Below are 23937 nucleotides of genomic sequence, written 5' to 3' on the forward strand. Positions count from 1 at the left end.
TATTGCGGCCAAACATCTTGTCGTTATCGGCGATCGTGTATAAGGAAAAGCGATATGAACAGATTGGCGGCATTGTAATGAAACGGGTTTCATTTTTAGCGCTGATGTCTGCTGTTTTTGTTACCTTGATTGTATGCACATTTGTAAGCGTTGTCAATTATATTTTTTGAAACAATTTCCTGCAATCGAAAGAATCCTTCAACAACGCGGCGGGGCCGTCGATTCCCGTACGATAAGCTCCGGCTTGACGACTGTCCGCTTGCTTACCTTTTCCTTGCCGATCATCCGGTGTAGCAAATCGAGCGCAGACCGTCCGACCTCATAGCTGCGGAGCGATACGGTCGTCAGCTCCGGTATGCTGTAGGACGCGTAAGGAATGTCGTCGAAGCCGACCAGCGACAGATCTTCCGGCACTTTCAGCCCTGCTTTCCGGGCGGCTTTCAGCATGCCGATCGCAATCTGGTCATTGGCGCAAAAAACGGCCGTCGGCAGCTCTCCCATGCTATGCAGCGTCTCGAAAGCCTCCTTGCCGCTGTCCGCCGAATAACCCGTGACGAGCGTCCATTCCGGACGGACGGCGAGGCCGTTTCGCTCCATCGTCTTCCGGAAGCCTTGAATGCGCTGCACCGAATTCGACATAAACCGGTAACCTCCGGCAAACGCGATGCGACGGTGACCCAAATCGATCAAATGCTGCGTAGCGAGCTCCGCTCCAAGCCGTTCGTCGGCGTATATCCGGTTCAAGTCCGTTCCCGGCAGCTGGCCGTTTATGAGCAGAACGGGCACGCGCTTCGCCGTTTCCGCCACCTCCGTCGTCAACTCCTTTGAAGGCCTCGCTAAGTTGATCCGTCCCCCGACCATAATAATGCCGTCGACTTGCTTCTCCATCAGGATCGATATGTATTGGGACTCTCTTTCGTATTGATCTTCCATCTGCCCCATCGTGGATACCGTGTCGCACAGAAAAAAATGATAGCCCTTGCTTCTCGCTTCCTCCTCCAGTCCCGCAAGCAGCATCGGAAAAAAAGGATTGGTAATGTCGGGAAAAATAATGCCGATCGTACCCGTCTCCTTCTTCAGCAAACTTCTCGCAAGAGCGTTCGGCTGAAACTGGTATTTCTGAATAAGATCCTTGATCTTGTCGCGGGTTTCGTGTTTGACAGGCGCCGAATTGTTCAGCACCCGGGATACGGTCGCAACGGAAACGCCCGCTTCTTTGGCGATATCGTAAATCGTAACCGGTTTCATGTATGCTCCTCTCTTCGACGGCAATCGGGGCGTCGCCCCCGCCGTACTACAAGCTTGGCTGACGTACCTCATATTGTAAAAGATGCCCAGCCGACATTTCAATCTAATTTTGGAGGAGCACAGATTTATCAATCATCTATTTGCCAAAAAAAGACCGGCAACGGGCATCCGATATGCCCTTGCCGGTCTTTGCGAAACGAAATCAATCGAATTAGAACTTGGAAGCAACTTCCGCCGCTTTGCGCAGCCCCGCTTCGATGATTTCCGCGGAACGCTGCTGATCCGCGTTATGTCCTTCGATGATGACGTCTTCGGTTTGGTTGATGCCCCAGAAGCCGAACGTCGTTTTCACCAATTTGTGAGCCATTTCGATCGCGTCCATCGGAGGCGTCGAATATACGCCGCCGCGCGCGTTAAGCAGGGCCACTTTTTTGTTGCCGGCAAGACCGACAGGGCCTTCCGCGGTGTACTTGAACGTTTTGCCCGCTTGGGACAGGTACGACATGTACGTAATGAGCGGCGCCGGAACGGTGAAGTTCCAGAGCGGATAGGCCACGACTACTTTATCGGCGGCCAGGAATTGATCCAGGTATTGGTTGGCCAGATCGGCCAGTTTCTTCTCTTCCGCCGTAGGCTCGATGCCTTGCGCAAGCTTGAATTGGCCGGTAATCGTCGTGTTGCCGTAATACGGCAGGTTCAGCGCGAACAGGTCGAGCTCCGTAATTTGGTCTTGCGGGTTCGCTTCCTTGTACGTTTTAAGGAATGCGTCGTACAGCTTTACGCTGACCGCTTGTTCTACGGGACGGTCGTTTGCTTTGATGAACAATACTTTAGCCACTGCTAAATCCCTCCGGTTAAGATGTGATGGTGTGAGAATGAGCCTATAACTGCATGCGTTGTAACACAGTTTTACTCAAAAATGGGGAGTAACTATAAAATTAACTGCAATCTCACTGATCACATTATAGGCTTGCCTTGGGCAGGAAAGCAAGTCCAATAATTTCCAATTCGAAACGGCTTCGTCGTCCGCGACATACCGAAAAAGTTAACGATTGTCGCTGTTTGGAAGCAATGTTATAGTAATCAAATGATGCCGGAATGCCGGTTTCATTTCGGGCCATCGACCTTTATTATGTGTCTGGCGCTTCGCCGCTAATCGCCCGCTCGCCGGCAGTTGCTTCTTCGATAGACAACGTTTACGAGTTACCGACAATTTTTGCAGGGGGAATCGATCGGAATGGAACAAATCCGTTACCAAACGGATCCGATCAAGCGGCATTATGTGCTGATGCTGCTTGTCGTCTTTATCGGCTATACCGTTTTCGGCTTTTCGGAAAATATAAAGGGCCCTGCCGTGCCGCGCATGCAGGCGGATTTCGGGCTGGACGAGATGCAGCTCGGGCTGCTGCTCGCGCTCAACTCGCTCGGCTATTTGCTCGCTTGCAGCTTTACCGGCTGGATGGTCGGCAAATGGGGCTTAAAGCTTTCGACGTCGCTCGCGTTCGGCTCGATGGCCTTATCCGGCGTCTTCATCTATTTGTCCGCGACGTTCGGAACTTTTGCATTATCGTATTTTTTTATGTACATAGGAAACGGCATTCTCGAAATCGCGCTCGCTATATTGGGGGCGCGGGTATTTACGAAAAACACCGGGGCCATGATGAACCTTTCGCATTTTTTCTACGGGCTAAGCTCCACCGTCGCGCCGATCGCCGCAGCAGCCTTGATGGGAGTCCCGCTTGGAGGAGAGGAGATCGGCTGGAGGGGCATGTATCTGATCATGCTGTCGTTATCCGTCCTGCCGATGATTCCGGCGCTCGCCGCCTCCTTCCCGGCCGGAGACGACGTCAAAGCGGAACGGATATCGATAAAGCAGTTCATGGGCGACCGGGTCATCTGGCTCATCGTTTTGCTTTTATCGTTTGGCGTCATATCCGAGCTTGCCGTCGGCGGCTGGCTCGTCAACTTTTTGGAGAAGGCTTACGGCTGGAGTTCTTCCGCCTCGTCTTATATGCTTTCCGCCTTCTTCCTCTGCTTTACGCTTGCAAGGCTTGTGCTCGGCGTTTGGACCGACAAGATCGGTTATATCAAATCGATTATCGTTTATTCCGCATTCTCCGGAGCGTGCACCGTAGCGGCTATCGCCTCCGGCGAATCGGGCGCGGTCCTGTTCGCCGCGGCGGGAATCGGCATCGCTCCCGTTTATCCGACCGTCATGGCGTTTCTTGCGCGCAAGTATGCCGGCAACAGCGACATGGCCATTACGTTCACGGTAACGTTCATGGGCGTTGCCAGCATCGTCGGCAATTTTCTGGTCGGGGCGATCTCGGATTTATTCCGGACGGCGATGACGGCCGTATACGGACCTGCAGCGGGCATCGTAAAAGGGCTGCAGGCGGGTTATCTCTTTATCGGCGTGTGCGCATGGCTGTGCTCTTTGACGGGAATCGTGCTGTACCGCCGTTTAAAGCGGGATAACGCGCTGATGTAACGGCATTCGCGCGACTAAGACCTTCTCGTCATTGCCCGGGCAATAGTCGATACAGCCATAATCCTGGATATAATTGGAAAATGCAGGTTTGACATCAATCTTCCCGGCGACTAAGCCCATTGGATGAAAGAAAGAGATAGAAACCTTAAGGAAATTCTTGGTTTGAAGCGCCAAACGAGAATTTCGGACGGATGCGAAAGGAGATGGCGAACGCCATGAACATGGACGGCAAGCTTGAAACGACAAGGCCTATCTATATTTTGGATCGCATGAACGAACCGTATGCGGCCGATCCTTTATACGCATTCGCTCTCGATGAATTGCTGTGCCGGCAGACGGGAACGGGCGGCCCCGCCGTCTGCCATCTGTGGCGCCACCCTTCCGCTTTCATCATGGGGCTGCGCGACAGCCGGCTCCCTTGCGCGCCGCAAGCGAAGGAGCGGCTCGAGGCGGAAGGCTGGAGCGTCGCCGTGCGCAATTCGGGCGGCGCAGCCGTTCCGCTCGATTCGGGCGTCGTCAACGTTTCGCTCATCCTCCCCAAAAACGGGAGCGCCGGCGAACATTTTCACGGCGACTTCGAGCGGATGTACCGCCTGATTGCGGACGCGCTTGCCGCGACGGGCCGCCGGATCGACAAAGGCGAAATCGCCGGATCGTATTGTCCCGGCGACTACGACCTGAGCATCGGCGGGTTCAAGTTTTGCGGCATTGCGCAGCGCAGGCAATTGAACGCTTATATCGTTCAGGCGTTCGTCATCGTCGAAGGAGACGGCAGGCAGCGGGCGGAGACGGTCCGGTCGTTCTACCGAATCGCCGCAGACGGGGCCGAGCCCGGCCAATACCCGATCGTGCGGGACGACAAGATGGCAAGTCTGGAGCAATTGGCCGACTTGATGCCCGGCTCGGCGGTTCCGTTCGCTAACGAAGTGAAGGAAGTCGTCCGCCGCTCCCAATCGCCGGAAGCGGACGAGGCTGCAGCAGCGGCTTTCCGGATGCCCGAGGAGGAGCGAATCCGCGAGCTTGCGGAATCGCTGCGGCATCGCTATGAAATCAAATAATGGAGAACACAACGTTATTGAATCGACTTGAGACGTCCGTATTCCCGCGCCGATGACGGCCCGGAATAAGGACGTTTTTCTTTTTTGTCCCGCCGCTGATTCAAATTTCCGTTAAACGTTTATATTAATATGGACCAAGACCGCGAGGGTATCGACCGACAACGGGAACGGAGGGCATAACCGCTCATGATTGAAATCAAAAACGTAAATAAAATTTATCCCGACGGATTTCACGCGCTTAAAGACATAAACCTGACGTTTCATAAAGGAGAAATTACGGTATTGATCGGGCCGAGCGGCTGCGGCAAATCGACGACCATGAAGCTGATCAATCGCTTGATCGTGCCGTCAAGCGGCACCATTCTCATTAACGGCGAAGACATATCGGCCATCGATCCGGTCAAGCTGAGGCGCAATATCGGCTACGTCATCCAAAGCATCGGCTTGTTCCCCCATATGACGATCGGCCGCAACGTCGGCGTCGTGCCGCAGCTGAAAAAATGGGATAAAAACAAGATCGAACGCCGGGTCGAGGAATTGATGGACATGGTTGGCCTTTCGGCCAATCAGTACAAGGACCGCTACCCTTCCGAGCTCAGCGGCGGCCAGCAGCAGCGGATCGGCGTCATCCGGGCGCTCGCCGCCGATCCCGACGTCATTCTGATGGACGAGCCGTTCAGCGCGCTTGATCCGATCAGCCGCGAGCAGCTGCAGGACGATATCGTCCGGCTGCAGCAGGAGCTTCACAAGACGATCGTGTTCGTCACGCACGATATGGACGAAGCGCTCAAAATCGCCGACCGCATCGTCATTATGCAGGCCGGCACCGTCGTGCAAAGCGACAAGCCCGAACGAATTCTGCGCCACCCCGCAAACGATTTCGTCCGTTCGTTCATCGGACAGCAGCGCCTTGCGCAAGAAAATCCGGATCCCGGAGACAACGAAGAAAACGTGTACGACATGCCGTCCGTCGACGATGTGATGGTCCGCCACCCGGTAACGATCTACCCGAACCGGGGCTTGGCGGAGGCGATCGCCATCATGGAACGCCGGCGCGTCGATACGTTGTTCATTACGGACCGCAACCGGAAGCTGCAAGGCATCGTCTCGATCTTCAACGTGCTTGAGCATTACGGCGACGAGAACATGACCATTGCGGACGTCATGAAGCCCGTCGCGTACAGTCTGCCGTCGGGAACGCCGCTGCCGGAAGCGGTCGAATTGCTGAACAACTTTAAGCTATCCAATCTGGCTATCGTGGACGCCAACAACCGGCTGGTCGGCCTGATTACGAGGGGCAGCGTCGTGCGCCACCTTGCGGAAGTGCTGCCGACGTTCGCTCCCGATCCCGATGCCGGCGAACCGAAATCCGATCCGGCATCGGGCGGGCCGGCGTCCGGAGATACCGGAGCGGATAGGCCTGCCGAACCGGATGACGAAGCGAATGCCCGCGACAACGGGGACTTCCCCTCCAATACGGGCAAGGAGGTGTAACGATGGCCGATATATGGGCTTTTCTCCAGGAGCGTTTTCCCGATTTATGGACCGCGCTCCGCGAGCATCTCGTCATCTCGTTTGCATCCATCGCGCTCGGCAGCGTCGTCGCCATTCCGCTTGGCATCGCTCTCGTTTATTCCAAGCAGAACTGGCTTCGGACGACGGTTTTTTTTGTCGCGAACATCCTGCAGACCATACCGAGTCTCGCTTTGCTTGCGGTTCTTATTCCGCTTCTCGGCATCGGCATAAAGCCGGCCGTGCTCGCCTTGCTGCTTTATTCCATCATGCCGATATTGCGCAATACGTACGACGGCTTCAAAGCCGTCGATCCGCATGTGCTCGAGTCGGCCCGCGGCATGGGATACAGCACGATGCAGCGCATCTGGTCGATACAGCTCCCCTTGTCGCTGCCGTACATGATGTCCGGCATTCGCATCACGACCGTTTATATTATCAGTTGGGCGACGCTGGCCACCTTGATCGGCGCGGGCGGGCTCGGCCAGCTGATTGTGTCGGGGATGGGCGTCAACAAGCCGGAGCTCGTCTTTTCGGGAGCGATTGGCGCCGTGGCGCTGGCGTTTTTCGCCGACCTCCTGCTGGGCCTGCTGGAGAGGTGGCTATCCGGCCGCTTCGGCCGAACGGGAGGTGCCGCGGCATAATGGCTAAACTTCGTTTCGCTCGGCATAGGTTCGTCTTGAAATCGGTCGCCGTCGTTCTGCTTGCCGCCTTGCCGGCGCTGGCGGGGGGCTGCGGCATGAGAAGCGACATCGTCATCGGCGCCCAAACGTTTACGGAAGCGAAAATATTGGCCGAAATGTACAGGGCGCTTATCGAGGACCGGACGGACGCCAGCGCGGAGGTCATCCCCGATCTCGCTTCCAGTCCGCTCGTCGTATCGGCATTGATAAGAGGCGACGTCGATGTCGCCACCTTGTACAGCGGCGAAATATTCAACAACCATTTTCCGATCGAAAACACGAAGGAGCGGGCGCGCGTGCTCGAGCAGGCGCAGCAGGGCTTCCGCAAATATTTCAACCTGGAATGGTTCGACCCGCTTGGCTTCGAGAATACGTACGCGTTTACGGTCCGGAAGGACGTAGCCGAACAGAACGGCTATTCCAAAATTTCCGACGTTAAGCCGGACGCGGCCTCCATGCGCCTCGGCGTCGACACGACGTGGCTGGAGCGGCCAAGCGACGGTTATCCGGCGTTCGCGAAGCATTACGGCATTCGCTTCGGCACCACCTATCCGATGGAGCTCGCGCTGGTCTACCAAGCGGTGGCGAACAAGCAAGTCGATATCGTATTGGCTTATTCGACCGATTCCAGACTGAAGGCTTACAATTTACAAACGCTTGAGGACGACAAGCAATTTTTCCCGCCGTACGACGCTTCGACCGTCATGAGAGGAGAGATCGCGTCCGAATACCCCGAGGCCAAAACGGCTCTCGCGGAGCTCATCGGCACGCTTGACGTCGAAACGATGATCGATTTGAATTACCAGGTCGATATCGAAAAGAAAAGCGAGCGAGAGGTCGCGACCGCTTATCTCAAGCAGGTCGGCTTGCTGAAGGAGTGATATGGGAATGGAAGCAACGAATTTGACGTTCAGAGACTTTATCGGCTACGTGTCCCGCAACCAGGCGATGCTGTGGGAATATTTGCTCCAGCATGTGCTCATGGTGCTGCTTGGAGTCGGGCTCGCGATCGTCATCGGCGTCCCTTTGGGCATATTGTGCAGCCGGAACAAAGCGGTCGCCCGGTTCATTATGGCCGTCACCAACGTGCTTCAGGTTATTCCGAGCCTGGCCATGCTGGTGCTGCTCATGATGTGGCTCGGGCTCGGGACGTTTACCGTCACGATCGGCTTGTTCCTGTATTCGCTGAACCCGGTCGTGCGGAACACTTACGTCGGCTTGACCGAAGTGAATCCGAGCTACGTGGAGGCCGGCCGGGGCGTCGGCATGAGCCGGCTGCAAATGCTGCTGCAGGTTCGGCTGCCCCTCTCCTTGACGTATATCGTCTCGGGCATCCGCATCGCCGCCGTCATCGCCGTCGGCGTAGCCGCGATCGCTCCGCTTGTGGGCGGCGAAGGGCTCGGCCGGGAAATTTACGCCGGCATTAACAACCAGAACCCGCTTCGCATCTATGCCGGGGCCATTCCTGCCGCCCTGCTTGCGATCGTCGCCGACATCGCGCTTGGAGCGGCGCAGCGCAAGCTGAACATGGAAGGACGCAAGTCGCGCAAAAGCGACGCGGTTCCTCCCGTGCCCAAAACGCAAGGCTGAGCGCGGCGCTTCTTGACCGCGCTTAGCCTATTTCGCGGCTAAAAACGCCCGTTATCGCATAATTCCGAATATGGTTGACACCGTTAACTGTATCCATTAATATTACAGTACAAAGAAAGCCGCCGATTGGTTTCGGCGTTTATTTCTTTGAAATGTAACATTTCTGATTACAGTTAGGCAAAAACCTGCAGATAGGCGGTGGAATGATGAAATACGAAGTAGGCGATTGGGTGCAAGGAAGGTCGGCGGAAGGCGAGTTCATCACGGGTTATCTGGAAGCGTCCGATCATACGCACGGCGTCGCGAAGGTGCGCGTCGTACAGTCCGACAACGAAGGCTCGGCCGGCAAGCTCATTGCGGTTCGTCATTCATGGCTGCGGGAGCTGCCCGAATATACCGAACGCAGTGCCGTTCAACTCGAGAGCTTGATCGATATTGCTCTGGCGGCGAAAGACGAAGCCTGGTTCTATGAGCTTACGGCGGATTTGAACAAGGTTCGCGGCAGCAGCGGCGGCAAGGAAGCGGCGGTTCGGATCGCCCCGGGCATCGTCAACCGGCTTGGCATCTACGGGAACAAATAATGTTCTTCCGCTCCCCGGTCCGATTGATGAAGCGCAGACGGCAGCCCTAGGACGGTTCACGCATCGTCCCGGGGCTGCCGTTGCATGTGGTGACTAGTCCGTCATTGCTCGTAACTGATCACTTTGTTAATAAACGCCCGCAAATTGCGGCTCGTCTCGTTCAGGTGCTCGATGCTTTCCATAAAGTTCATGACCAGCTGCGCCTGATCCTGGGAAGCGGCGGCGATTTGCTTGATTTCTTCCTCCATTTGCTGAATGGACTGCTGAACGGCGTTAAGCGAGCCTTCGATGCGGTTCGTCGCTTCCTTCGTGTCCTCGGACAGCTTGCGCACTTCCTTGGCCACGACGCCGAAGCCCGCTCCGGCCTCGCCGACCCGCGCCGCTTCGATGGCCGCGTTTAAGCCAAGCAGATTCGTCTGGGCGGAAATTTCCCGGATGAACCCCGTAACGCTCGTAATGCCCTCCGAATCCTGCACGGCTCTTCGCGTATTGCGCAAAATTTCGTCCGATGTCGCGGAAAGCTCCTCCGAATGGGCCGCTACCTGCTGAATGCCGCTCAGCAGATTTTCCGCAATCGCTTCCGTTTCCTTCATCAGCCGGTCCGTCATTTCCTGGTTCTCAAGGCTGTAATTGATGCTAAGCGCGGCCACCACCTCACCGTTCTCGTCCGTTATCGGCAAAGCGAGCACGTCGAACGGAAAATCGACTCCCGGATAACGCATGCGGGACAACAATCTTTCCTTTCCGTCTTTTAGCAGCGACAGGTTTCGTTGTTCTTCGTCGAGCGGGTGATTCGGCTTAAAGCCAAGCTTCAGCGTTTTGCTGTCGGACCAGTACAAAATCTTCTCTTTATCAAAGACCGCCAGCGCGGCGTCTTCCCTAATAACCTCCTTAATATAAGGCATGCTGATTATTATCGCTTCAACGGCGTTCATTTTTCGCCACTCCTTTCCGATTTGCGTTTATTCCGGTTGCTTACAGTGACTTAATAGTTTATCGGCCGGAAACCGCCGTTTCTGAAGAAACCGGGCGAAAACGGTTTCGCCGCCGTTGTCCAAGGACGAAAAGAAAAAAGAGCAAGCCTCCCGGGCCGGTACGTCCGGAAATGCTTGCCCCATTCCGATGGTTATACGAGCGTAATACCGTATACAGGCGTGGCCCGAACGGAGCGGATGGCCGCTATTTTGCTTCCGATCAGCTCCTGCTGCAAGGCCATCCCCGCATCGGCGGACAAACGCAGCTTGCCCGCTATTCGCGGCGTCACGTGCAGGACGATTTCGCGGCCCGGCCATCGGTCCCGGAAGCGGGACAAGCCGATTTCCCAGCGTTGCCCGTTATAAAAGTGGTCATGGAACAGCTCGCCGCCCGCAAAAGCGTAACCGACGTCCCCGTCGTATTCGACGGACAACATCACCTCGTCATGGCCCTCGAAGGCGTCGTCCGGTACGCGGACGACCGCTTTATGCTCGGCCGGGTATTCGACATCCGGCTTCACTTCGCGGCGCGGAATACTTAAGAGGTACGAATCGAACCAGCCGCCTTCGGCCGTTTCCGCTCTCCACCGTTCTGCCTCCAGCGAAAGACCGCCCGGGCCGATGAGCTTCGCATCGCTCCCCGGAAACATGCGAAACCGCAGCTCCGCTTCCCCGGACAATATAAACCGAAGTCCCCGTTCCGTATCCGCAATGGGCGCTTCCGAGAAAATAACGCGCTTGCGGCCGCGCCATTCGGCTTCCCACATCGTTAACGACTCGGCCTCCGTCATGACGTAGAACCGGACCCGCTCCCCGTTCCTTTTGCGCACCTCGAAAGCCCCGGACCGCTCGCCGGATAAAGCAACGATATCCTCATCTCCGCGATACGCCGTTACCCCTTCGCCGGATTCGATCTCCGCGATCCCGTTCGAATCGAAGCACAGCTCCGCTTCCGTCCCTCCCGGCATCGCGAACAAATAAACCGGGACGCCGTCGTCCCCTTCGATCATCGCCGCCGGCATAGCCGTCGCATATTTAAGCCGCAAGCCGGAGATGCGAAGGTTGAGCGGCATGATCGCGTACGCTTTGTCTTCGATTGTCAAAGTCGTTCGCTGCGGGAACGACAACGTTTCGCCGCCGAGCCCGATCCGGAATCGGACGTCGCGGTGGCGGGCCATCGCCGCATGGTCCTGGTAGTTGTTGACGAACAAAAAGCCGGAGCCGCCGCGCACCCGCGCCGCATACCTGAGCGTGCCGGCATCGTCCGGCTGAATGCGGGCCGCGCCTTCGGGCAGCACCGTCCCCATGGGCGCCAGCCGTTCGCCGAAAGCTCGGAGAAACGAGTGGATCAGCCTCAGCCTCGCGGCCGACTCCCGCACCTGCCCGAACTCCCCGATCGGCGCCTGGAAATCGTACGTGATTTTCGGCGTGGTGCTTTCGTTCATATAACCCGAACGGCCGACCGGATTCGTGCCGCCGTGGAACATGTAGTAGCCGACGAAATTGCATCCGCCCGCGATTTTCATGACCGCCATCGCTGCGGCGCTTTGCGGCTCCACGACGAAGCGCGACTTGTACCAGGTCTGCATCCCGCCGCCCATTTCGCAGCACGCAAACGGATATTTCGACTTGGAATACGGCGGCTCGAACCCCGGACTTTCCCCCTCGTCGTTATGGTAGTCGGCGAAAACATATTCGCCCGTCGGTTTCTGCTCGGGATTGCTTTCGTTGACCGTCCAAGGGGTATAGGCGTAACCGCCGTACAAAGGAAGCACCTCGTCCTCCAATACGGGCGCTCCTCCCCATCCCGTGCTTGTATAAATCGGGGCGATGAGCCCGGCTTCCCGGGCGATCGCCTTCAAACGCCGCATATGCGATTCGCCGTCCGCCCCCGGCGTCATATAGACGTCGCCCTGCTTCGCCGTAAGCTCCCAGATCGCCGCGGCATGCATATATTCATTCTCCAGCTGAATGCCGATGACGGGCCCGCCGTCCTGGTAAAAAAGCCCCGCCGCCTGCATGCCGATCTGCTCGTACAAACGGCGCACGTAAGCCAAATAACGCTCATCGTTGGAGCGGATTTCGAACGGCCGTCCGAACAGCCAATCCGGCATGCCGCCGTTCTTTACCTCTCCGTGGCAAAACGGGCCGACGCGGAGGATGGCGAATAACCCGTGTTTCCCGCACAGCTCGATAAAATATCGCAAATCGAGCCTTCCGTCCCATTCGAAGCGCCCTTCCGTTTCTTCGTGATGGTTCCAGAAGATGTAAGTCGCTGCGATGTTAATCCCGTTCAGCTTCATCTTGGAAAGCTCGGCGTCCCATTCCTCCCTCGGATACCTCGAGTAATGGAATTCGCCGCAAATGCCGAAATACGGCTTGCCGTCCAGCTCCATATAATAATTCGTAAAGGAAATGCGTCCGCCCGACGGGCTGGTCCCTCCCAGTTTAAGGGTCGACGGGACAATCTCCTTGTCCGGCGCGTCTAAGTTCAAACGGTATAAAGCCACGATTGGCACCTCCATCTGTTACGGCGGCAGTTGCGTCATATCCGCCGCATGCCTTGCCGTTTCGATCTTCTTGTCGCCTTAAGCCCGTCCATGCCAAAAAGCTTGAGACGCGCGCCGGGCGCTAACTCAAGCTTAGGTCTGAAAGCGTTTCAATTCAATATAAGGATATTCAACTGCGGAAGCGCAGGACGCCTGGCGGAATGTTCATATTTTAACAAGAGCAGCTAACCTTACGAAGCCGGCCAATGCCGCCGCTTACCCTTTAATGCCGCTGAAGGTGATTCCTTGAATGAACGTCTTCTGCAGGAAAAAGAACAGCACGATGATCGGCGCCGTCATCATGGTCGATACGGCCATCATAAGCCCCCACTCCGTTCCTTTCTGGCTCTGGAACTGCTGAAGGCCAAGCGACAACGTATAGGATTGCTGGTCCGTCAAGTACAACAGCGGCCCCATGAAGTCCGTCCAGCTCGCCATAAATTGAAACAACCCGACGGCCAGCGCGGCGGACTTCGCCAGCGGCAGCATAATTTGCCAATAAATCCTGAACTCGCCCGCTCCGTCGATTCTTGCCGCATCCTTCAGCTCGTTCGGAAGCCCCAAGAAAAATTGGCGCAGCAAAAAAATATAAAACGGTACGCCAAAAAACGCCGGCACCGTAAGCGGCAGCGCCGTGCCGATCCAATTCAGCCTCTCGAACAGCAGGAAGAGCGGAATCATCGTGACCTGTCCCGGTATCATCATGACGGCGATCGTGATAAAAAACAAAGTTCCCTTTCCTTTCCAGTTCAGCTTGGCGAAGCTGTAGGCGACAAGCGGGCAAGCAAGCACGACGCCAAGCGTGCTGAAGCCGGTAATGACGGCCGTATTTTTCAAATAAGCGAAGAACGGGATATAGTCCATCGCCTCGATGTAGTTCGTCCACATGAACGGCTTCGGAATCCATTGGGGCGGAAAGGTATGGATTTGCGTGGCAGGCTTCAGCGACGTCGAAACCATCCAGAAGAACGGCGCCAGAAAAAATACGGAGGCCGCAATCAATAGAAGCTGGGCCGCGATCGTTTTGACCGTCCGGTTGGTTGTGGCAGACATAAACATCCCCTCCCAAAAAGTTTTGTGGAGCCGCGATCGCAGGCTCCGCTTCGCGACAAAAGCTTGCTTCCGGATAGCCTGCCTCTACTCTCCCTGGTAATGGACCCATCTTCGCGACGTCGCAAAAATAAGCGCGGTCAGCGCCATAACGACGATAAACAAAATCCAGGCCATCGCCGAAGCATAGCCCATCTTAAAAAATTTGAACCCATTGTCGTACAGATACATCACATAAAACTTCATCGAATCGGCAGGGGTGCCTCTCCCTCCGGTCATCGTGTAGGGAAGCGTAAACTGCTGGAACGCATGGATCATGCCCATAACAAGGTTGTAAAAAATAACGGGGGTCAGCAGCGGGAGCGTCACGTTCCGCGTCTTGCCGAACCAGCCCGCCCCGTCGATCTCCGCAGCTTCGTAATAGTCGGACGAGATATCGTTGAGCCCCGCCAAATAAATGACGACGGACTGGCCGATCCCCCAGAGCGACATCATAATGAGCGAAGGTTTGGACCATGTCTCGCTGCCGAGCCAAGCCGGACCTTGAATGCCTACCGCATCGAGCATGCCGTTCACGAGACCGAAGCCGGGATTCAGAAGCCACATCCACAAGACGGCCATCGCTACGCTCGGCACCAGCGTCGGAAGGAAAAACACGGTTCGGTACGCCGGCATTCCCTTCACCCGCATATTTAACAGCATGGCAAGCGCCACGCCGAAAAAAATGCTGAGCGGAACGAAAAAGACGACAAAATAAACCGTGTTATAGATCGACTTCCAGAAGACGGAATCGCTCAATAACGCGGCGTAATTTCCAAAGCCGACGAATTCGCCCGGCTGCAAAATGCTGTACGTCGTCAGGCTGAAATAAAAAGAAGAAACGAGCGGTATTGCAAAAAATACAAGCAGTCCGATCACCCAAGGCGAAGCGAAGAGCCAGCCGTAAAACGTTTCGCCGCTCCTTTTTGTCCTTGTCGCTCTCTGCAAAACCGGGGTCGATTCCATCGCTGCCTTTGCTTTCATCCAACATCCCTCCTGGCCAAAGCCGTAATCGGCGTTTCCTCTTCCGCGTGAAGGAAAGGGAAGGCTGCTAACCTTCCCTTGAACGAACGTTTACTTCCCCAACGCTTTCGATACGTTCTCCGTTACTTGATCCAGCAGCTCCTGCGGCGTGCCGTTGCCCCGCGTAGCCATATCGACCGCGGTCGCCAGCTCGTTCCAATACAGCGACCCTTGGGTCATGACGGGACGGGCGTGCGACACCGGCAAAATGTCGATGAACGCTTTGAAAATCGGATCTTCTTTATACCCCAGCTTCTCGTTCACTTTATCGTTAATGGAGAAGTCGCCGGAAATCCGGCTGAAAATTTCCTGCCCTTCCTCGCCGGAGAAAAACTTCATGAACTCCCATGCCGCTTCCTGGTTTTTGGAGCCTTTCGGCATGACGGTCGCCCAGCCGCCGGACCACGTCGTATGATTGTCGCCGGTAGGCGTCGGCATCGGAAATACGCCGTAGTTCAGATCGGGGTTGAACTTTTTCGCCTGGGACACCGTCCACGGACCGGATACTTGCATGCTGAGCTGACCGGTGAAGAACGGGTCCATCGTCGTCGTGCCTTGCGAATCCGTAAACGACGCGATATCTTCGATGTTATATTTTTTGGCGTATTCCGCCATCCAGGTGAGCGCTTCTACGTTTTTCGGATCATTTGCCGTCACGTTCCCTTCGGCATCGGTGAATTCGCCCCCGAACGACCAGCCCCAGCCGTAAAACCAGCCTTGGCCGTACCACGGAATAAAGCCGATCCGCTCGAACCGCTTCCCGTTTTTCTTGGTCAACAATTCTGCCGCTTCCTCCAATTCTTGAATGGTGCGCGGCGGCTTCTCCGGATCAAGGCCAACCTCCTTGAAATGATCCTTGTTGTAAAATACGAGTCGCGCGTCCGTCGTCGTCGGCATCGCGTACAGCTTGCCCTCGTAGTTCGCTTCCTCCCATGCGAACGGATAGAACTGGTCTGCGGTGATGCCGTCCGCCTTGGCGAATTCGGTCAGATCGGTCAGCGAGCCTTGCGCCGCCCATGTCGCGACCTCGAACCGGTCGAAGTACGCGACGTCGGGAGGATTGCCTCCCGCTACGGCGGCAAGCAGCTTTTCGTTTTTGCCTTCGCCCTGCTGCGCGATATAAACCGGATTGACTTTAATATCGGGGTGTTTCGCTTCAAACGCCTTGACGACTTCTTCCATCGCCTCGCCGGTCAATTCGGTCATCGGGTGCCACAACGTAACCGTCGTTTTGCCCGCTTCCTTCCCGCCTGAACCAGCATTGCCGCCTCCCGAGCAGCCGGCCAGCGCCGTAAAGAACATAACCGCGATCGCGAGCAATATCGTACCTCTAATCATCCCTTACACCTTCCTTTTTAATTGGTAGAAGACTCAGAGAATCCTTAATGGTTGATTGCGACGACTAACGAGATCGGTTATTAACGTCTGTGCTTCATCAACAGTATGGAATCGCTTTCAAAATTATCTGGATCGGCATGCGCCGATCGCTTCTTGCTTCTCTTATCCTTGCAGCTCCTCCAGCCGGACTCTCCGGCCTTCTTGAGCCGATTGTCCCGCAGCTTCCATCAGCTTCGTCAAGGCCAGCGCAAGCCGGATGTTTTCCTCCGCCGCCGTATTGTTCCGGATATGGCCTACCCACTGCTCGAACGCGCTCTCGCGTTTCGCTGCCGTATCGACCTCCCGCCAAGCCTCCGCGCTGCCCGCACCCTTCTTCGAGGTCCGAAGCAGCAGCTTCGGTTCCGGGGTACCGTACAGAAGCGTGCCTTCCGTGCCGTGGATCTCGATCGTAAAAGGCGAATGCGCATTGACGAAGCCCGCTTCGACAATGCCTACCGCGCCCGAAGGAGTCGACAGCAGCGCAACGGCATTGTCTTCCACTTCCTTGCCGGTGACGAATCCGTACTGCACGGACACGCCGGTCGAAGCTTCGTTCAGGAACAAATGCGTCAAATACATCGGATGGCAGCCCAAATCGATTAAAGCGCCGCCCAAGCATTGTTCCTTATTGAAAAAATGTTCCGGCAGCCAGCCCGCCGTCGCCCCGTTATGGGACAGCCGGGCGCGAACGAGGGTGATTTGCCCAAGCGCTTCCTCCGCCAGCAGCTCCCGAATCGCAATCGTATACCCGTCGTTCAGGCGCGGAAGCGAAACCGTCAATTTGACACCGTTTTCATTCACCGCCGCCACAATTTCGTTCGCTTCCTTCAGCGTCGGGGCGAGCACCTTCTCCGTAAAAATATGCTTGCCCGCCCGTGCCGCCTCCACCATGACGTCGCGATGCATGGAGGTCGGGGCGTCCACGATGACGGCGTCGATATCGTCGCTTGCCAGAAGATCGCCAAGCGTTCCATGAAACCGGGCGCCAATCCGGTCGGCGGCCTCTCTGCCGCGCTCCTCGATCTCGTCCCATACGGCGACGATTTCGGTTTCCGGATGCTGCTGCGCTTGTTTCGTATAATCCCAAGCGTGTACGTGCCAATAACTGATTTTGCCGATTCGGATCATAGCGGCCAGCACTCCTTTGTATAAATATCAGACATCTGCCACTAGAATAGCACAGCCATATATTTCTTTTTAGTCTAAAATCAGGACATCGCCGCTGTACAAAAACGACAAAGAATCGTTCTTGCCGCAATCGAAACAACCTCGATAAACGGATTCTTAAAGATTTCTAACCCGAATTTATGGAACGATTAAGGTTCTACTAAGCTTCCGTTAAGGTTTCGCCCCTATAATAAGACTCAACCCCAATGTTATATATATAGCAGTACCTTGGACCCGCAGCGATGCGGGTCGCTTTTTTTGATCGGATTCGCCAGAACGGCGCTTTGCGCGCGCGGCCATCCGTTGCGGCGCCGTTATCCGTATTGAAGAGAACTCGATTCTCAAGATACGGCACGGCAAAAAGAAGACGGCCGCATCCTTCATCGGGATGGCGATCCGTCTTCTTTTCATAGGTTCGGCCGAGGAACGTTAATCGTTCCATACGACTTTTTCGCCGTAATTTTTGCCCCAGTCGTACATGCCGCGAAGTACCGGCATGAGGCTTTCGCCATATTCGGTCATGGAATATTCGACGCGAGGGGGAACCTCCGGATATACTTTGCGCTTGACCAGCTTGTCTTCTTCCAGCTCGCGCAGCTGGTTCGTCAGCATTTTTTGCGTGATGCCCGGAATAAGCTTGCGAAGCTCGCTGAACCGTTTCGTTCCTTCCAAGCCGAGATGCCACAATATAATAAGCTTCCACTTTCCGCCGATTACGGCAAGGGTCAGCTCTTTTTCACAATTGATGGCTTTCAGATTAATGCGATCTTTCACTTCAAGCGCCATTCGCTTCGCCCCCCGATACGTAGTTTCGTAATGATACTAAGTATATGTTATATACCGGGGCGAAGCAACTAAACGGGAAACGCATGGAAGCCTATGGGCTTTCTGGCCGGCCGCTTATTCCAGGTTGGCATGGCTGCCGTACATGGCGCTTCCGCTCATCTGTCTCCGTTCCATCATCTTTAATACGACAGCATCGTAAAATACGAGCAAACCTTGCTCAAACAGCGATCCCATCGGCTGGATGGTCGTTCCCGAACCGGGCGCCGCATCTTTGGCCGCCGCCGGCAGCACGGCCGTCTCGTCGGCAAGCCGTGAAAGCGGGGAATCCGGGTTGACGGTCACGAGCAGAACGGAAGCGCCAAGCCGTTTCGCCTTCTGGGCCATACCCGTCAAGCTTGCCGTTTCGCCCGAACCCGAACCGAGCACAAGCGCGTCCGATTCGGCAATGCCGGGCGTAATCGTTTCGCCGACGACGTAAGCCGCGATGCCCAGATGCATGAGACGCATTGCGAAGGCTTTGCCCATTAGGCCGGAACGTCCCGCTCCCGCGACGAAAACCCGGTTCGCCCGAAGCAGCCGATCCGCAAACGAATCGACGGCATCCGGCTGGGCAAGCGCCGCATCGTTCATCAGCCGGTTTAGCTCGAGGGCGATTGCCGAAGTATATGATCCTTCCGGCAGCATAGCGCTTAGCCCCTTAACATTTGCCGCATCTGTGCGGCCACGCCGCTTTTATTGTCGGCGCCGGTAATCCCGCCGCCTACGATGACCAGATCCGGCTCGGCGGATATCGCTTCCTGCAGCGTATGAAGTTTGATGCCGCCGGCGACGGCCGTTTTGGCGTTTTTGACGACGGCTTTGATCGTTTGCAGCTCCTCAAAGGAGTTTTTTCCGGCCGCCTGCAGGTCATAGCCGGTATGAACGCAGATGTAATCCACGCCAAGCGCGTCGATTTCCTTCGCGCGGGTTGCGATATCTTTAACGTTGATCATATCGACCATAATTTTTTTGTTTTGTTTCCTGGCTTCGTCGACCGCTCCCCTAATCGTGGAATCGTCTGTGGCCCCCAGTACGGTAATGATGTCCGCTCCGGCTTCCGCCGCTTTCATGATTTCATATCCGCCGGCGTCCATAATTTTCAAGTCGGCCAGCACTTGAAGAGAAGGGAAAGCTTCCTTCAAAGCTTTTACCGCATGCAGTCCTTCGTTGATAATGATAGGCGTCCCGATTTCGACGATATCGACGTAAGGCTCCACTTCTTTGACGAGTTCGATAGCCTCCGGTATATTGACAAGGTCCAACGCGAGTTGCAGTTGCATCCGATCATCGCTCCTTTGTTTTCATTCGCGCGCGCTACAAGGAAGATCATAAACGCCTTGCCGCCGAAGCGGAAGTACGCACTTTGCCGTCAGTTAGTTACGCGGAGGATACTATTGGCTTATCCCTGATTTTGGTTTATTCCCCGCGGCGTTTGCTGTACTATTAAAGAATGAAGCGGCGAATCCTCATACGAAAGGTGCTAGTCGGCCATGTTCTTCTTTCAGAAAGCGCTGGAAAAAATCATTCAAATGAACGATAAAACGTTGCTGAAGTTTATCGCCGTTTTTTTTGCGGCAAGCCCGGCGATCATTCATTGGCTGGAGCCGGAGAAGTTTCCGACCTATTGGCAAGGGTTGTGGTGGGTCGTCGTAACGACGACCACGGTAGGCTACGGCGATTATTTTCCGGTAACGAAAGCGGGAATGGCGTTTGGCGTTATCGTCATCTTCGCCGGCCTTTTTATCATCGGGGCGGGCATCGGAAAAATAACGGATAAATTTCTGACCTGGAAGCGGCAAAAGGAGGAGGGCAAATTGGATTACAAGGGGAAAGGGCATTACGTCGTCATCGGGTGGTCGGAGGATAAAATAAAAGACGCGGTGGGCGAAATGCTGAATGCGGACCTGCGGGCCGATATCGTCCTGATCGCGGACTTGCCCAAGACGCCTTTCGAGCATGAAAGGATCCATTATATCAGCGGCGATCCGACCGAGCATGAAACGCTCGACCGCGCGAACGCGGCCGAAGCCAAGGCGGTTATCATTTTCGCCCCGCAAGGCATAACGCCCCAACTGGCGGACGGGCAAACGCTCCTCATTGCGACGACCATCGAAAGCTACGGGGAGAAAACGAACCGCGACATTTACACCGTCGCCGAAATTTTGAAGGAAAACCACCGCATTCATTTTAAACACGCCAAGGTCGACGAGCTTATTTTATCGCAGCAATCGATCTCCTACTTAATCGCCAGCGCAACGATTCAGAAGGGAGCGTCCAAGCTGTTCATGAACCTGCTGAGCAAGCAGCACGGAGACGAGCTGTATGCGATCGGCAAGAAAAAACACTGGATCACCTATAACGACGCTTACGAAGAGCTGAAATCGTTGGGAGCCGTGCTGGTGTCCGACCACGACGATACCGGCATTATCCGCAAGCTGGAGCAGCCGATTCCCGAGCATGCCCGGCTGTTCATTATCGCCGACGAGCTTACCTATCGGAAAATCGCCGATGCCTCGCCTTCTGCCTCATCTGCGGCTTCCGATAGATAGAAGCTGCCGCGGCCCGCTTAGCGCGAGCCGCACAAAGAGGTGCGATCCGTATTAGCATGCCTGAAGCATTAGCTGTCGCTCGATCTATGTCTATGCAAAAAGTCGACGACATGCATGACTTGCATGTCCGCGCGGCCGTGCTTCAGGACGCCCAGCTTCATTTGCAGCAAGCAGCCGGGATTGCTGGTCAGGAGCACCTGCGCGCCGGTCGCGTTCGCATGCTCCATTTTATGCGCGAGAAGCTGCCCGGCCATCTCCGGCTGGGTCAGGTTGTAAATGCCGGCGGAGCCGCAGCAGCGGTCGGCTTCCGCCATTTCGACGAATTCGACGCCGTCCACCCGGCGAATGAGCCGGCGAGGCGCGCCGGGGGTGCGCATCACGTTGCGCAAGTGGCAGGAATCTTGATAGGTAACCCGCAGCTTCGACGTCCCGCATCCTTCGTCGTTTCCGCCATCATGCATCCTTTCGCATCGCATGGTTCCTTCATAGGGTGGATGCCCGTTAATCCTCGTTCCTGTCGATGCGGCATCTCCGCTCGCAGCCGCTTCGGGAAAGGCCGCTTCCGTGCTAAACGGCAACTCCCTGCCGAAGCGGACAAGCAGCTCGCCGACGTCGATCACTCGCTGCGCGAACCGGGACGCCTCTTCGGACCATGTTCCGTCCTCGTGAAGCAAATGGCCGTATTCCGTCATAATCGCGCCGCAGCCGCCCGCATTCGACACGATGTAGTCGACGCCCGCCTCACGGAACGCTTCTATGTTGCCAATCGCCAGTTCCCTGGCTCCCGCGGCTTCCCCGCTATGGGCGTGGAGCGCGCCGCAGCAGTTTTGGCCCGTCGGAATGACCACCTCGAAGCCCGCTTCGGTTAGCAGGTCCACCGTATGGATATTCGTTTCCGTGAACAACACGTCCATCATGCAGCCGCGGAACAAGCCTACGGTTGCAATTCGTTCCCCTTTGGCCGGATGGCGGACGCCGATCCGCTCCGCAACCCCCTTGGACGAAGCCTCCGGCAGCACTTGCTCCATCGCGGCCAGATGCTCGGGAAGCAGCTTGAGCATGCCGCTGCCGCGCGCCAGCTGACGCAGCCCGGAACGTTGGTATAGCCGCAACGCGCTTCCGACAAGCCGCATCCGGCGCTGATGCGGAAATATCGAGCGAAAGACGGCGCGGCGCACCGCTTTGACCCACCGCCGATGACTGTCCGTATGGTCCTCGATGGCGTCCCGGGCCTGTTCGATCAGCCGTCCGTATTTGACGTCGGCGGGACATGCCGGCTCGCAAGCCCGGCAGCCGAGGCAATGGTTCATCTGCTCCTCGAACGCCGCGTCCGGCTCCATCAGTCCGTCGGCAACCGCCTTCATCAGCGCGATCCGCCCGCGCGGAGATTCCGCCTCGATGCCGGTTTCGCGGAACGTCGGGCAGGCGGGCAGGCAAAAGCCGCAGCGCATACAATTGGTCAACTGGTCCTCGTCCAGCCGGAGCTTCAGCTTCGCCGCCAGCGGATTGCCGCCGGTGGCTTCGGGCTGCCGATGTCCGGCGGGAGCAGCGGCAAGCGAATGGGGGCCGGAGGAGCCGGATTGCGCGCGAGCGCCCGGATCGGCAACAAGCGGGCTGCCGCTAGGGATTCCGGTTGCCGGGTCGGCGCCGGAGGTTGCGTCAGCGCTCCCCTCCGGCGGCGCTTGTTTCTTTAGATCAGCCATGACCGATCACCAGCCTTTTGCGGGATTGCTTCGGAAACATTTTACCGGGATTAAGCAGGTTGTACGGGTCGAACGCTTGCTTGATGCCGCGCATGACGTCCATTCCCGCCTCCCCGACCTTCCATTCCAAATAAGGCGACTTGACCATGCCTACCCCATGCTCGCCCGTAATCGTCCCGCCGAGCCGGATCGCCGCCTCGAATATTTCCTCGAACGCCTGCTCGACCCGATGGATTTCCTCCGCGTCCCGCGCGTCGGTCGTCGCTGTCGGATGCAGGTTGCCGTCGCCGGCGTGGCCGAAGGTGCAAATGCTCACGTTGTATTTCGCCGCGATCCGGCCGATCTCCGCTACCATGTCCGCGATGCGCGAGCGCGGCACGGTGGCGTCCTCGAGAATGGTCGTCGGCTTCAGCCGCGCCAGCGCGGTAAAGGCGCTGCGCCGCGCCGTCAGCAGTTTGAGCGCTTCTTCCTCGGTAGCCGCGACTTCGACCCGGTCCGCCCGCTGCTCCCGGCATATTTCCGCGATGCGCCCGATATCCCGCTCCACGCCCGCTTCGTCGCCGTCCTGCTCGATGAGCAGAATCGCCGCCATGTCGCGAGGAAGTCCAAGCTTCGCGTAATCGTCAACTACCCTTATCGTCGCCTGATCCATAATTTCGAGCGTCGCCGGAATGATGCGGTTTTCGATGATGGCCGAAACGGCCTGCGCCGCGCCGTTCAGGTCGCGGAACATGGCGGTCATCGTTTTTTTCGCTTGGGGTCGCGGGATGAGCTTCAGGATCGCTTCGGTAATGATCGCAAGCGTCCCTTCCGAACCGACAAGCAGCTTGGTCAGATCGTAACCGGCTACGTCCTTCATCAGCTTGCCGCCGGTCCGGATAATTCGGCCGTCCGCCAATACGGCGGTTAAGCCGATGACGTAGTCTTTGGTCGTACCGTATTTAAGCCCCCGCAGCCCGCCCGAGCATTCGGCAATGTTGCCGCCGATCGTCGAGACCGCCATACTGCTCGGATCGGGCGGGTAGAACAAGCCGAGGCTTTCGACTTGCTCGATAAACGCCTTCGTGTTTAAGCCGGGCTGCACGGTGGCCGTCAGATTGTCCGTATCGATCTCGAGCAGCCGGTTCATCCGGTGCGTGACGAGCACTACGCCGCCTTGCGCGGGTACCGTTCCTCCGCACAGATTGGTGCCCGATCCTCTGCTGACGACGGGTACGCGGTAGCGGTGAAGCGCCTTCATCATTTCCGATATTTGCTCCGTGCTTTCGGGATATACGACCGCGTCCGGCATCGACTGCAGCATCGGCGTTCCGTCGTAAGAATGCGTTACGAGCGATTGCGGGTCGTCTTTCACGAAAGTTTCTCCGATAATCGCGGCCAATTCCCGCTTTAAACGAGGATCCAGCACGTTTAGAGCACCTCTTCCCCCATAAAAATGAATAACCTGCCGCCTTATAATTAGTCAGGTCATCAGATGACTTTTTCCGAAACTTACTATACAATAAAATGATTAAAACG

21 protein-coding genes are annotated in these 23937 nt (G+C 56.4%); 8 read left to right on the forward strand and 13 right to left on the reverse strand.

Going from position 1 to position 23937, the window contains the following annotated elements; translation table 11 throughout:
• Positions 1 to 198 precede the first annotated feature (198 nt).
• Together ACFSW5_RS10730 and ACFSW5_RS10735 are read right to left on the reverse strand one after the other, a co-directional pair.
• Positions 199 to 1248 (reverse strand): LacI family DNA-binding transcriptional regulator, encoded by a 1050-nt coding sequence (locus ACFSW5_RS10730; RefSeq protein WP_379272534.1) that lies wholly within the window; start codon positions 1246 to 1248, stop codon positions 199 to 201.
• A 211-nt stretch (positions 1249 to 1459) separates the two neighbouring features.
• On the reverse strand, positions 1460 to 2086 hold the full coding sequence (locus ACFSW5_RS10735; RefSeq protein WP_379272536.1) for an FMN-dependent NADH-azoreductase: 627 nt from the start codon (positions 2084 to 2086) through the stop codon (positions 1460 to 1462).
• Between the two features lie 399 nt (positions 2087 to 2485).
• On the opposite strand from ACFSW5_RS10735, the gene ACFSW5_RS10740 reads away from it, so the two are divergent.
• From ACFSW5_RS10740 to ACFSW5_RS10770, 7 genes are all read left to right on the forward strand, one after another.
• Complete coding sequence (locus ACFSW5_RS10740; RefSeq protein WP_379272538.1) at positions 2486 to 3739, forward strand: MFS transporter; 1254 nt, start codon at positions 2486 to 2488, stop codon at positions 3737 to 3739.
• Positions 3740 to 3942: 203 nt separating this feature from the next.
• A complete protein-coding gene (locus ACFSW5_RS10745) occupies positions 3943 to 4797 on the forward strand; it encodes a lipoate--protein ligase family protein (RefSeq protein ID WP_379272540.1) in 855 nt (284 codons plus the stop codon).
• Positions 4798 to 4983: 186 nt separating this feature from the next.
• Positions 4984 to 6291, forward strand: coding sequence for an ABC transporter ATP-binding protein (locus tag ACFSW5_RS10750; RefSeq protein ID WP_379272543.1), 1308 nt, complete (start codon positions 4984 to 4986; stop codon positions 6289 to 6291).
• Between the two features lie 2 nt (positions 6292 to 6293).
• Complete coding sequence (locus ACFSW5_RS10755; protein ID WP_379272546.1) at positions 6294 to 6953, forward strand: ABC transporter permease; 660 nt, start codon at positions 6294 to 6296, stop codon at positions 6951 to 6953.
• Entirely contained in the window at positions 6953 to 7873 is a 921-nt protein-coding gene (locus ACFSW5_RS10760) for a glycine betaine ABC transporter substrate-binding protein (protein ID WP_379272549.1), read from the forward strand. The genes ACFSW5_RS10755 and ACFSW5_RS10760 overlap by 1 nt, the downstream gene beginning before the upstream one ends.
• 7 nt (positions 7874 to 7880) lie before the next feature.
• Positions 7881 to 8582, forward strand: coding sequence for an ABC transporter permease (locus ACFSW5_RS10765; RefSeq protein WP_379272552.1), 702 nt, complete (start codon positions 7881 to 7883; stop codon positions 8580 to 8582).
• A gap of 206 nt (positions 8583 to 8788) precedes the next feature.
• Positions 8789 to 9163 (forward strand): IDEAL domain-containing protein, encoded by a 375-nt coding sequence (locus tag ACFSW5_RS10770; RefSeq protein WP_379272554.1) that lies wholly within the window; start codon positions 8789 to 8791, stop codon positions 9161 to 9163.
• A 101-nt stretch (positions 9164 to 9264) separates the two neighbouring features.
• Here ACFSW5_RS10770 and ACFSW5_RS10775 read toward each other — a convergent pair whose 3' ends face one another.
• The 9 genes from ACFSW5_RS10775 to hxlA all read right to left on the reverse strand — a co-directional run bounded on the left by ACFSW5_RS10775 (position 9265) and on the right by hxlA (position 19447).
• The gene (locus tag ACFSW5_RS10775; protein WP_379272557.1) at positions 9265 to 10098 is read right to left on the reverse strand and encodes a methyl-accepting chemotaxis protein; all 834 of its coding nucleotides are present in this window, start codon (positions 10096 to 10098) and stop codon (positions 9265 to 9267) included.
• 191 nt (positions 10099 to 10289) lie between these two features.
• Complete coding sequence (locus tag ACFSW5_RS10780; protein ID WP_379272559.1) at positions 10290 to 12647, reverse strand: beta-galactosidase; 2358 nt, start codon at positions 12645 to 12647, stop codon at positions 10290 to 10292.
• 255 nt (positions 12648 to 12902) lie between these two features.
• Positions 12903 to 13739 (reverse strand): carbohydrate ABC transporter permease, encoded by an 837-nt coding sequence (locus ACFSW5_RS10785; protein ID WP_379272562.1) that lies wholly within the window; start codon positions 13737 to 13739, stop codon positions 12903 to 12905.
• An 84-nt stretch (positions 13740 to 13823) separates the two neighbouring features.
• Positions 13824 to 14759 carry a carbohydrate ABC transporter permease gene (locus ACFSW5_RS10790; protein WP_379272564.1) on the reverse strand — a complete coding sequence of 312 codons (936 nt, stop codon included), beginning with the start codon at positions 14757 to 14759 and terminating at the stop codon, positions 13824 to 13826.
• A gap of 90 nt (positions 14760 to 14849) precedes the next feature.
• The gene (locus ACFSW5_RS10795) at positions 14850 to 16136 is read right to left on the reverse strand and encodes an ABC transporter substrate-binding protein (protein WP_379272568.1); all 1287 of its coding nucleotides are present in this window, start codon (positions 16134 to 16136) and stop codon (positions 14850 to 14852) included.
• Between the two features lie 162 nt (positions 16137 to 16298).
• Positions 16299 to 17303 (reverse strand): Gfo/Idh/MocA family protein, encoded by a 1005-nt coding sequence (locus tag ACFSW5_RS10800; protein WP_379272571.1) that lies wholly within the window; start codon positions 17301 to 17303, stop codon positions 16299 to 16301.
• 468 nt (positions 17304 to 17771) lie between these two features.
• A complete protein-coding gene (locus ACFSW5_RS10805; RefSeq protein WP_379272573.1) occupies positions 17772 to 18128 on the reverse strand; it encodes a winged helix-turn-helix transcriptional regulator in 357 nt (118 codons plus the stop codon).
• 114 nt (positions 18129 to 18242) lie between these two features.
• Entirely contained in the window at positions 18243 to 18812 is a 570-nt protein-coding gene (hxlB, locus tag ACFSW5_RS10810) for a 6-phospho-3-hexuloisomerase (RefSeq protein WP_379272576.1), read from the reverse strand.
• Between the two features lie 5 nt (positions 18813 to 18817).
• On the reverse strand, positions 18818 to 19447 hold the full coding sequence (gene hxlA / locus ACFSW5_RS10815) for a 3-hexulose-6-phosphate synthase (protein WP_379272581.1): 630 nt from the start codon (positions 19445 to 19447) through the stop codon (positions 18818 to 18820).
• Between the two features lie 210 nt (positions 19448 to 19657).
• On the opposite strand from hxlA, the gene ACFSW5_RS10820 reads away from it, so the two are divergent.
• Positions 19658 to 20716 carry an ion channel gene (locus tag ACFSW5_RS10820; protein WP_379272586.1) on the forward strand — a complete coding sequence of 353 codons (1059 nt, stop codon included), beginning with the start codon at positions 19658 to 19660 and terminating at the stop codon, positions 20714 to 20716.
• Positions 20717 to 20784: 68 nt separating this feature from the next.
• On the opposite strand, the gene ACFSW5_RS10825 is transcribed toward ACFSW5_RS10820, so the two are convergent.
• Positions 20785 to 22419, reverse strand: a complete 1635-nt coding sequence (locus ACFSW5_RS10825; protein WP_379272589.1) for a (Fe-S)-binding protein — start codon at positions 22417 to 22419, stop codon at positions 20785 to 20787.
• A complete protein-coding gene (locus ACFSW5_RS10830) occupies positions 22412 to 23827 on the reverse strand; it encodes an FAD-binding oxidoreductase (RefSeq protein WP_379272591.1) in 1416 nt (471 codons plus the stop codon). The genes ACFSW5_RS10825 and ACFSW5_RS10830 overlap by 8 nt, the downstream gene beginning before the upstream one ends.
• Between the last annotated feature and the right edge of the window lie 110 nt (positions 23828 to 23937).

Source organism: Paenibacillus thailandensis (genome assembly GCF_042685365.1).
Classification (GTDB): Bacteria; Bacillota; Bacilli; order Paenibacillales; family Paenibacillaceae; genus Paenibacillus_AP; species Paenibacillus_AP thailandensis.